This window comes from Streptomyces sp. NPDC107471 (genome assembly GCF_055582845.1).
Genome location: NZ_JBVJPC010000008.1, coordinates 493,655 through 503,314, shown reverse-complemented (window position 1 = coordinate 503,314; position 9,660 = coordinate 493,655). Strand labels below are relative to the sequence as shown.

Sequence of the window (9,660 nt, the reverse complement as noted above, 5' to 3'; positions counted from 1 at the left end):
CCCGCTACGACAAACGCGCCCGCCACTACCAAGCCCTGGTCACCCTCGCCTGCCTACGCCTCTGGCTGCCCTGACTTTGCGGACACGACCTAGGGCTCGCGGTCCCCGGTCAGCCGGAGTGTCGCGAGGGCGGCGAGTCCGGACGTGACGCCGAAGGTGAGGGCGGCCGGGGTGCCGGTGCCGAGCGGGGAGAGCACGTGCACCGGGCCCCACACGGACGCGGTGTCGTCGATCGCCATGTGCAGGACCTGGCTCGCGAGCAGTCCGAGCACGGTCGCGCAGACCGCGCCCCCCGCCATCGCGGGCGCGGTGGCCCGGGTGAGCAGGCCGGGCAGCAGGCGCAGCGACCACCACACCACGGCCAGCAGGAGCACGTCGGCGGCCCGGTACAGCAGCCACCGGCCGACCGACGTGGTCGACGGGCCGCTCCAGGCGCCGAGCAGGAGCCACTGGCGCAGCAGGTCACCGGGCTCCGACAGCAGGCCCGCGCCGCTGAACGACGTCTGGATCCACGCCGCCACCGACTGGTACGACAGGACCACCAGCGACAGCGTGACCACCACTGTTCCGACGCTCGCGGCCAGGCGGGCGGCGGGCGCCGGCACCTCGCGCCGGGGCAGCGGGTCCGCGCCCTTCACGGTCACCCGCGCCACGACCACCGTGAGCAGGGCGGTCACCAGACCCGCCAGCACCGCGACCGGCCCGCTCGACCCGATCACCCCCGCGAGCTGCGGCAGGACCCGGTAGCTGCCGCGGCCCCGGGACGCGATCAGCCAGGGCGCCGAGACCGTCACGGCCAGCGTCGCGGCTACCGGGCCCCAGGCCCACAACGCGAGCAGCGTGGCCGGTGTGCGGCCCCGCGCCGGTGGGATCCTGCGCAGCAGGAGCAGCGCCCCGGCCAGGAAGAATGCGAAGAGCGCCACGAACCTGATCTGCATCCCGGTGCTGTACAGATCGGCGTAACGGGTCGTGTCGCCGGCCAGGTCCGCGCCCGCGTCCCCGGCCCGGGACGTCGACACGGCCGCCGAGGGGTCGTACGACCACGGCGTCAGCCACCGCCTCAGTTCGTTCACCGAGTCCATGTCGAACACGCTGGTGCTGCCCCGCAGTCGGAGGGCCTGCGCGCTCGCGCCCGCCCACCACAGCAACAGCGTGATCAGCAGACCGCCGACCAGGGCCGGTATCACCGCGCGCCGATATGCCATGTCTCTTCCCCCGCCTCGCCCCGATGCCCGAGCTGTCTCGAACAGGGGAAGAGTAGGGCGTGATGATCGTCGGCGGCTTGCGGGGGTGCGCCGTCAGTCCGGGCTCTCTCCGGCGCGGACGAGGCCGGTCTCGTAGGCGATGACGACGAGTTGGGCGCGGTCGCGGGCGCCGAGCTTGGCCATGGCGCGGTTGGCGTGGGTCTTGACGGTCACCGGGGTGACGAAGAGGCGTTCGGCGATCTCGTCGTTGGACAGACCGGCGGCCACCAGGGACATCACCTCGCGTTCCCTGGGGGTGAGCGCGGCCAGCCGGGCCGGGTCGGCGAGGTCGCCCGCCGCGGGCTGGGCCATGACGCGGGCGATGAGACTCCTGGTGGCGGCGGGGGACAGCAGCGCCTCGCCGGCCGCGACGAGGCGGATGGCGTCGAGCAGTTGGGCCGGTTCCACACCCTTGCCGAGGAAGCCGCCGGCGCCCGCGCGGAGCGCCTCGATGACGAACTCGTCCACCTCGAAGGTGGTCAGGACGAGCACCTTCACCCCGGCCAGGTCCTCGTCCCGGCCGATGAGCCGGGTGGCCTCGATGCCGTCGACCCCTGGCATCCGGATGTCCATGACCACCACGTCGGCCCGCTCCGCACGGGCCAGTCGCACCGCCTCGCGGCCGTCGGCGGCCTCCGCCACCACCTCCATGTCCGGCTGGGCGTCGATGAGCAGGCGGAAGGTGCCGCGCAGCAGGGCCTGGTCGTCGGCGAGCAGTACGCGAATCGTCATGGGCGGCGCTTCCTAGGGCTGGTCAGGCGGTCACGGGGGCGAGGGACAACGGCAGTTCGGCGACGACCGTGAAGCCGCCGCCGGGGTCCCGGCCGGCCGTGAGGGAGCCGCCGATGGCGGTGGCGCGCTCACGCATGCCGATCAGTCCGTGACCGGTGCCGGGACCCTGGGCCGCGCGGGGGCGGCCGTCGTCGGTGACGGTGACGCGCAGCGTCGAGGAGCCGTAGTCCAAGGTCACGTCGGCGTGCGCCGCGCGGGCGTGCTTGTGCGTGTTGGTGAGGGACTCCTGGACGATGCGGTAGGCCGTCAGGTCGGTCGCCGGGGCCACCGGCCGGACCAGGCCGGTGCGGTGCACCGTCACGGACAGACCACCGGCCCGGATCCCACCGACCAGGGCGTCGAGGTCGGCGAGCCCGGGCAGCGGCGAGCGGGAGTCGGGAGCGTCGTCCGGCTGGCGCAACAGGCCTACGGTGGCCCGCAGTTCGTCCAGCGCGGCACGGCTGGTCTCCTTGATGTGGGCCAGGGCCTCGTAGGCCCGGTCGGGGTCGGTGCGCATGAGGTGATGGGCCACCCCCGCCTGCGCGTTGACGAGGGTGATGTGGTGGGCCACCACGTCGTGCAACTCGCGCGCGATACGGACCCGTTCCTCGGTGACGCGCCGCCGGGCCTCCGCCTCCCTGGTGTGCTCGGCGCGTTCCGCGCGCGCCTCGACCCGCGCGAGGTGCAGCCGGCGACTGCGCACGGCGTCGCCCAGGGCGGTGGCCGCGATCACGAAGTCGAGCCGCAGCAGACTGGTCCCCACGAGGAGCGGCTCCTCGTGGGTGGCCGCGTAGACACCGGTGACGGCGGCGGCCGCGAGGGCGCCGACGATCCAGGCGGTGCGCCGGTCGCTGCGGGTGGCGAGGGTGTACACGGCGACGAGGCTCGCCGCCGGTGTCGTCACGCGGTCGGGGACCACGGCCATGGCGGCGAGGTCGACCGCCAGGGTGAGCACGACGACGGTCAGCGGCCGGCGGCTCCGGAACACCAGGGGCACGCAGGCCAGCGCCGTCCAGGCCACCCCCGCCGCCCGGGGCGTGTGCCAGCCGGAGTCCCCGGCGGCCGCCGCGCCGACGGCGACGACCATCAACGCCACCGCGGGCAGCGCGTCCCGGACCCGGTCATGGCGGGCCACCCACCGCCTCATCGCTGTCACCTGCATTTCCTCACTGTAAGGAGCACGGGCACGGGAAGGAGCGGGGGCGGGCGCGGTGGGTCACCCCGACCGCGCCCCGGCCCGCGCCCGTATCGTCGCTACGGCGTGCCGGGCCGGCTCAGTCGGTCAGTGCGGCCGACTGCGGTTCCCGCACCGGGTGCCGGGCCGGCGCCGGCTCGTCCGACGGCCCCTCCACGGACACGTCGGGGAGCGCCTTGTCGAGGCGGCGCGGCAGCCACCAGCTCGCGCGACCGCACAGGTGCATCAGCGCGGGGACGACGACCATCCGGATGAGCAGCGCGTCGAGGGCGACGGCCACGGCGAGGCTCACGCCGAACTCGGAGATCACCCGCATCCCGCCGAACACGAAGGAGCCGAAGACGCAGAACATGATGGCGGCGGCGACGGCGATCACCTTGCCGGTCTCCGCCTGGCCGACCCGGACCGCCCGGTGGCTGTCCCCCGTGCGGGCCCACTCCTCGCGCATCCGGCTGACCAGGAAGACCTGGTAGTCCATGGACAGGCCGAACATGATGCCGACGACCAGGATCGGCACGAACGACTCGATCGGTCCGGCGGCCCCGAGTCCGAGGAGCGAGGCGCCGAAGCCGTACTGGAAGACGACCACGATCGCGCCGAAGGCGACGCCGATGCTGAGGATGTTCAGTACGGCGCCGACGGCGGGGATGAGCAGGCTGCGGAAGGCGACGGTCAGCAGCAGGAAACCGAGCGCCGCGATCACCAGCACGAACACCGGGAGCTTCGACATCAGGACGGACGCGAAGTCGTCGTTGCTCGCGGTCGTCCCGCCGACGTAGACCTTCAGGGAGGTGCCCTGCTCGGCCCGCGGGATGACGTCCTCGCGCAGGTGGCCGATCAGGTCGGAGGTGGCCGCCGACTGCGGGGAGGTCGTCGGGACGACGGTGATCACCCCGACCGTCCGGCCCTCCCGCGTCGGGGCGGCGGTGGCACCGGCGACGCCGTCGACCCTCTCGAGCGCGGTGACGAGCTTCGCCGCGGCCGCCCTGTCGGCCGCGGCGGGGGCCTGTACGGCGAGGACGAGCGGGCCGTTGACGCCGGGTCCGAAACCGTCCGCGATCATGTCGTAGGCCTGGCGGTTCGTCGACGTCGTGGGCAGGTTGCCGTCGTCGGAGGCGCCCAGGCGCAGGGAGAGAGTGGGGAAGGCGAGCGCCGCCAGGACGGCCAGGGCGAGCAGTCCGAGGGCCTTGGGCCGGTCCTGCACCCGCCGCGCCCACCGGCTCCACAGCCCGGCCCCGCTCTCCGGACCGCCCGCGCGGTCGGCGAGGGCGCGGTCGGCGAGTGCGCGGCGCTCCCCGCGGCTGAGGACCCGGGGCCCGATCATGCCGAGCAGCGCGGGCAGCAGGGTGAGGGCGGCCAGCACGGTCAGGGCGACGGTGACGGCCGCGCCCACGGCCATGCCGTTGATGATGCCGACGTTCAGGGTCAGCATGCCGAGCAGCGCCACGACCACGGTCAGCCCGGCGAACACCACGGCCCGGCCCGAGGTGTCGAGCGCCCTGGCCGTGGACTCGGCCACGCTCATGCCGGCCTTCAGGTGGGTGCGGTGCCGGTTGACGACGAACAGGGCGTAGTCGATGCCCACCCCGAGACCGATCAGCGATCCGAGGGTCAGGGTGGTGTCGGACAGTGTGATCAGGTGGCTGAGCAGCATCACCGCGACCGCGGAGGTGCCGACGCCGACGACGGCCGTGACGATCGGCAGCACCGCCACCCACACCGCGCGGAAGACGAACAGCAGCACCACGAAGGCGAGGGCGATGCCCATGGCGTCGGCGAGCGCATTCGGCTCGGGGCTGACCGTGAACGCCTGTCCGTTCAGCGCGATGTGCAGACGGTCCGACCCCGGAGCGGTCGCGAGGTCCCTGACATGGTCGATCTGGGCGTCGCTCACGTCCTGGTCGAACGCGACCGTGGCGTACGCCGTCCTGCCGTCCTCGCTGACCTGGGCCGCCCCGGCCGCGGTGTACGGACTGGTCACGGAGGCGACGCCGGAGGCCCCGGAGATGCGCTCCAGAGCTGCGCTCATCGTCCGCTCGGTGCTGGGCCCGGTGACCTTGCCGCCGTCGGCCTGCCAGACGACCCTGCCGCTCTCGCCCGCCGCGCTGTCGGACGCCTGCCGGAGCAGGGCCGCCGCCTTGGCCGAGTCGGTGTCCTGCGAGGTGGGGCTGTTGCCGAAGGCGCTGCCGGCCGCGCCGACCCCGGCTCCCAGGGCGAGCAGCAGGCCCACCCAGGCCAGGACGACGGCGAGCCGGTGCCGGTGGCACCAGCGGGCGAGAGGGGACATCGACGAGCCTTTCGAGGGGTGCACCACGTGATCGGACCGGCGCCTTCCCGGTCCACCCTCACGCTCGCAGTCCCGCGCCCTCCCGTCGTTGGCCGTCCGCAGACACTTGCCTCTACTGCGCTCGCAGTAGGCGAGCGGACGGCCTGCGGTTGCCGGGCCGCGAACGCCTCGCGGCCCGGCATGCGTGACACCCCGGAACCGCCTGCCCGGATATTCGCTTGCACCTGCCCCGCACGCGGGTGAATCTCCCCTGACCGACCACGAAGGCAGGGATGTCGACCATGGAGACCCACCCCGTCGACCACGAGCTCGTCCAGGCCGCGGCGGAGGTCGCCCGCACCCGGTGCCGGGGCGACAACCACACCATGGCGGCCGCGGCCCGTGCCCGGGACGGCCGGATCGTGACCGCCGTGAACGCCTACCACTTCACCGGGGGGCCGTGCGCCGAGCTGGTCCTCATCGGTGCGGCGGCCACCGTCGGCGCGTACGAGCTGGACACGATCGTCGCCGTGGGCGACCGCGACCGCGGGGTCGTTCCGCCCTGCGGTCGCTGCCGGCAGGTCCTGCTGGACTACTTCCCCGAGCTCAAGGTCATCGTCGGCTCGGGCGCCCGCATCCGGACCGTGCGCATCACCGACCTGCTGCCCGAGAGCTACGTCTGGGCCGATCACCAGCTCGACACCGAATGACACGGGCCGACCGAGTCGGTGCGGCGTGGCATGGTCGTCCCTCCTGTGGACAGCAGCGTGGACAGCAGTTGCGCCCATCCGCCCCGGAGCCGGTGGCCGGCCCGAAACAAGGAGCGACAACCATGCGGTACCGCACACTCGGCAGCTCGGACCTCGACGTCTCGGAGATCTCGCTCGGATCCTGGCTCACCTACTCCGGCGGCGTCGAGGCGGACGCGACCCGCGCCTGCACCGAGGCCGCCTTCGACGCCGGCATCAACTTCTTCGACACGGCCAACGCCTACGGCCGGGGTGCCGCCGAGAGCGCCTGGGGCGAGATCCTGTCCGCCCACCCCCGCGACTCCTACGTCCTGGCCACCAAGGTCTACTTCCCGATGTCGGACGACCCCGCCGACCGGGGCCTGTCCCCGGCCCACATCGCCCAGCAGATCGACGCCTCCCTCACACGCCTGAGGACCGATCACGTCGACCTCTACCAGGCGCACCGCTTCGACACCACCGTGCCGATCGAGGACACCGTCGAGGCGTTCCAGAAGGTCGTCGAACAGGGCAAGGCCCGTTACATCGGCTTCAGCGAGTGGACCCCGGAGCAGATCCAGGCGGCCGTCGACCTCGCAGGACCCGAACTGTTCGTCTCCTCCCAGCCCCAGTACTCCATGCTGTGGCAGGCCCCCGAGGCGGAGGTGTTCGGCCTGTGCGCGGCCAACGGCATCTCGCAGATCGTGTGGTCGCCGCTGGCCCAGGGCGTGCTCACCGGGAAGTACAAGCCGGGGCAGCCCGTGCCGGAGGGCAGCCGGTTCGCGTCCGCCGACATGGCGGTGTCCCAGGACCTCGTCTACAGCGACGCCATCCTGGAAGCGGTCCAGCGTCTCGTCCCGATCGCCGAGGAGGCCGGGCTGAGCATGCCCACCCTCGCGCTCGCCTGGGTCCTGCGCCGCGGCGAGGTCGCCTCCGCGATCACCGGTGCCTCCCGGCCCGAACAGGTCCACGCCAACGCCGCCGCCTCCGGTGCGGAACTGTCGGACGACCTCCTCGCGGCCGTCGACCAGGCCCTCGGCGGGGTCCCCGTCACCGAACCCACCCTCGCCCCGGGCGCCCAGGCCGGAGTCAAACACCGCTGACCTCGTACCACCGAACAGTCCTTCCGGGCGGCGGTGGCGGCCGTCGCTCCCGCCACTGCCGCACACCCGACCGGGACGTCCGGCAGACGCACCCTCAGACCGGCTGGCACCTTCGGCCGGCAGCGTGACCGACGACCCGCCGAAGCGACGCCACCCCCACCCGATTGACGCCACCGCGCCCCCTGCCTACCGTCGCCCCAACACGTCTGAACAGGCAGGTAGACGATGACGCACTCCTCGGGAACCCCCGACGACGGATCCACCGCCACCAGATCCACCGCCCGGCAGCTCCAGGTGGAGACGCACGGGCTCGACGTGATCGGTGACGCCGAACGCAAGGGCACCCCGCGGACCCTGTTCTGGCCGTGGTTCGGCGCCAACGTGTCCATCCTCGGCCTGAGTTACGGCTCCTTCGCGCTGGGCTTCGGGATCTCGTTCTGGCAGGCGCTGGTCGCCGGCGTGATCGGGATCGTCTTCTCGTTCCTGCTGTGCGGCTTCGTCGCGGTCGCCGGGAAGCGCGGCTCCGCGCCGACCATGGTGCTCAGCCGCGCCGCCTACGGGGTGCGCGGCAACCGCCTGCCCTCGGTCGTCTCCTGGATGCTCACCGTCGGCTGGGAGACCGTGCTGTGCGCCCTGGCCACCCTGGCGACAGCGACCGTCTTCGGCCGGCTCGGCTGGGGCGGCGGGACGCAGACCCAGGTCATCGCCCTGATCGTGGTCGCGGGGCTCACCGTGGTCGGCGGGGTCATGGGCTTCGACCTGATCATGCGGTTGCAGACCGTGATCACCGTGGTGACGGGCGTACTGACCGTCGTGTACGTCGGCCTGGTCGCCGACCACATCCACTGGAGCGCCGTCAGCGCCCTCCCGGCCGGCTCCGCCCAGGAGTTCATCGGCGCGCTCGTCTTCATGATGACCGGCTTCGGCCTCGGCTGGGTCAACGCCGCCGCCGACTACTCCCGCTATCTGCCCCGGAGTTCGTCGAGCCGGGCCGTGGTCGGCTGGACCACCTTCGGCGCCTCCGTGGCCCCGCTGCTCCTGCTGGTCTTCGGACTGCTGCTGGCCGGCTCGTCCGGCAAGCTCAACGAGGCCGTCGCCGCCGACCCGATCGGCGCGCTCACCACCATCCTGCCCACCTGGTTCCTGGTGCCCTTCGCCGTCGTCGCGGTCCTCGGCCTGGTCGGCGGTGCGGTCCTGGACATCTACTCCTCGGGCCTCGCCCTGCTCTCGGCGGGCATCCGGATCCCGCGCCCGCTGGCCGCACTCGTCGACGGTGTCCTGATGATCGCGGGATCCGTCTACATCGTGTTCTTCGCCGACGACTTCCTCGGCCAGTTCATGGGCTTCCTCACCACCCTCGGCGTGCCCATCGCCGCCTGGTGCGGCATCATGCTCGCCGACCTGCTCCTGCGCCGCCGCGACTACGACGAGGCCGACCTCTACCGACCGGCAGGCCGCTACGGCGACGTGCCGCCCGTCCCGCTGGTCCTCACGGTCCTCGCCACCGCCCTCGGCTGGGGCCTGGTCACCAACGCGGCCGCGAGTTGGCTGGACTGGCAGGGCTACTTCCTCGGCCCGTTCGGTCTCGGCGGCACGTCCGGCGCCTGGGCGTACGCCAACCTCGGCGTCCTGGCCGCGCTCGCGCTCGGCTTCCTCGGCACCCTCGCCCTCGGCCGCGGCCGGGTCCGCGCACAGGAGAGCGCCGTATGACGGCAGGGTGGCTCGCCGTCATCGACATGCAGCGCGTCTTCGCCGAGCCCGACAGCCCCTGGAGCGCCCCGCGCTACGCCGAGGCGGCGGCAGGCGTACGACGACTGCTGCCGGCCTTCGCCGAACGGGTCACGTTCACCCGCTTCGTCGCCCCCGACGAACCCACCGGGGCCTGGCGCGCCTACTACGCGCAGTGGCCCTTCGCCCTCCAGCCGACCACCGCCCCGCTGTGGCGCCTCACCGACGACTTCGCCGACCGGGCACCGCACGTCATGGACGCGACCACCTTCGGCAAGTGGACCCCCGAACTCGCCACCCGGGTCGGTCCCGAGGGCCGCCTGGTCCTGGCCGGTGTCAGCACCGACTGCTGTGTCCTGTCCACGGCCCTCGCCGCCGCCGACGCAGGTGTCGAGACCCTGGTGGTCTCCGACGCCTGCGCCGGTGCCGACGACGACTCGCACGCCAGGGCACTGGACGCGATGGAGCTGTACGGGCCGCTGATCCGGGTCGTCACCGTGGACCAACTGGTCGGCGTCTGAAGGGACTTGGAAGTATCAGGCCGGTACCGGGCGGTGTCCGGCCGTGCCGAATCCGGGGGCGCATCACAACAGGACCGCACCGCACGGCCGGCTCCCGCCACGCG

General features: G+C 72.9%; 8 protein-coding genes. 4 read left to right on the top strand and 4 right to left on the bottom strand.

Annotated features, from left to right (window positions below):
* Positions 1-89: 89 nt before the first annotated feature.
* From ACZ66S_RS28130 to ACZ66S_RS28115, 4 genes are all read right to left on the bottom strand, one after another.
* Entirely contained in the window at positions 90-1,205 is a 1,116-nt protein-coding gene (locus tag ACZ66S_RS28130) for a hypothetical protein (protein WP_469904325.1), read from the bottom strand.
* 93 nt (positions 1,206-1,298) lie between these two features.
* Positions 1,299-1,976 carry a response regulator gene (locus ACZ66S_RS28125; RefSeq protein WP_469904324.1) on the bottom strand — a complete coding sequence of 226 codons (678 nt, stop codon included), beginning with the start codon at positions 1,974-1,976 and terminating at the stop codon, positions 1,299-1,301.
* Positions 1,977-1,998: 22 nt separating this feature from the next.
* Positions 1,999-3,177, bottom strand: a complete 1,179-nt coding sequence (locus ACZ66S_RS28120) for a sensor histidine kinase (protein ID WP_469904323.1) — start codon at positions 3,175-3,177, stop codon at positions 1,999-2,001.
* 112 nt (positions 3,178-3,289) lie between these two features.
* Positions 3,290-5,497, bottom strand: a complete 2,208-nt coding sequence (locus ACZ66S_RS28115; RefSeq protein ID WP_469904322.1) for an MMPL family transporter — start codon at positions 5,495-5,497, stop codon at positions 3,290-3,292.
* A 272-nt stretch (positions 5,498-5,769) separates the two neighbouring features.
* On the opposite strand from ACZ66S_RS28115, the gene ACZ66S_RS28110 reads away from it, so the two are divergent.
* From ACZ66S_RS28110 to ACZ66S_RS28095, 4 genes are all read left to right on the top strand, one after another.
* Complete coding sequence (locus ACZ66S_RS28110; protein ID WP_469904321.1) at positions 5,770-6,186, top strand: cytidine deaminase family protein; 417 nt, start codon at positions 5,770-5,772, stop codon at positions 6,184-6,186.
* Between the two features lie 122 nt (positions 6,187-6,308).
* Entirely contained in the window at positions 6,309-7,307 is a 999-nt protein-coding gene (locus ACZ66S_RS28105) for an aldo/keto reductase family protein (protein ID WP_469904320.1), read from the top strand.
* A gap of 225 nt (positions 7,308-7,532) precedes the next feature.
* Positions 7,533-9,017, top strand: a complete 1,485-nt coding sequence (locus ACZ66S_RS28100) for a purine-cytosine permease family protein (RefSeq protein ID WP_469904319.1) — start codon at positions 7,533-7,535, stop codon at positions 9,015-9,017.
* The gene (locus ACZ66S_RS28095; RefSeq protein ID WP_469904318.1) at positions 9,014-9,556 is read left to right on the top strand and encodes a cysteine hydrolase family protein; all 543 of its coding nucleotides are present in this window, start codon (positions 9,014-9,016) and stop codon (positions 9,554-9,556) included. The genes ACZ66S_RS28100 and ACZ66S_RS28095 overlap by 4 nt, the downstream gene beginning before the upstream one ends.
* Positions 9,557-9,660: the final 104 nt, after the last annotated feature.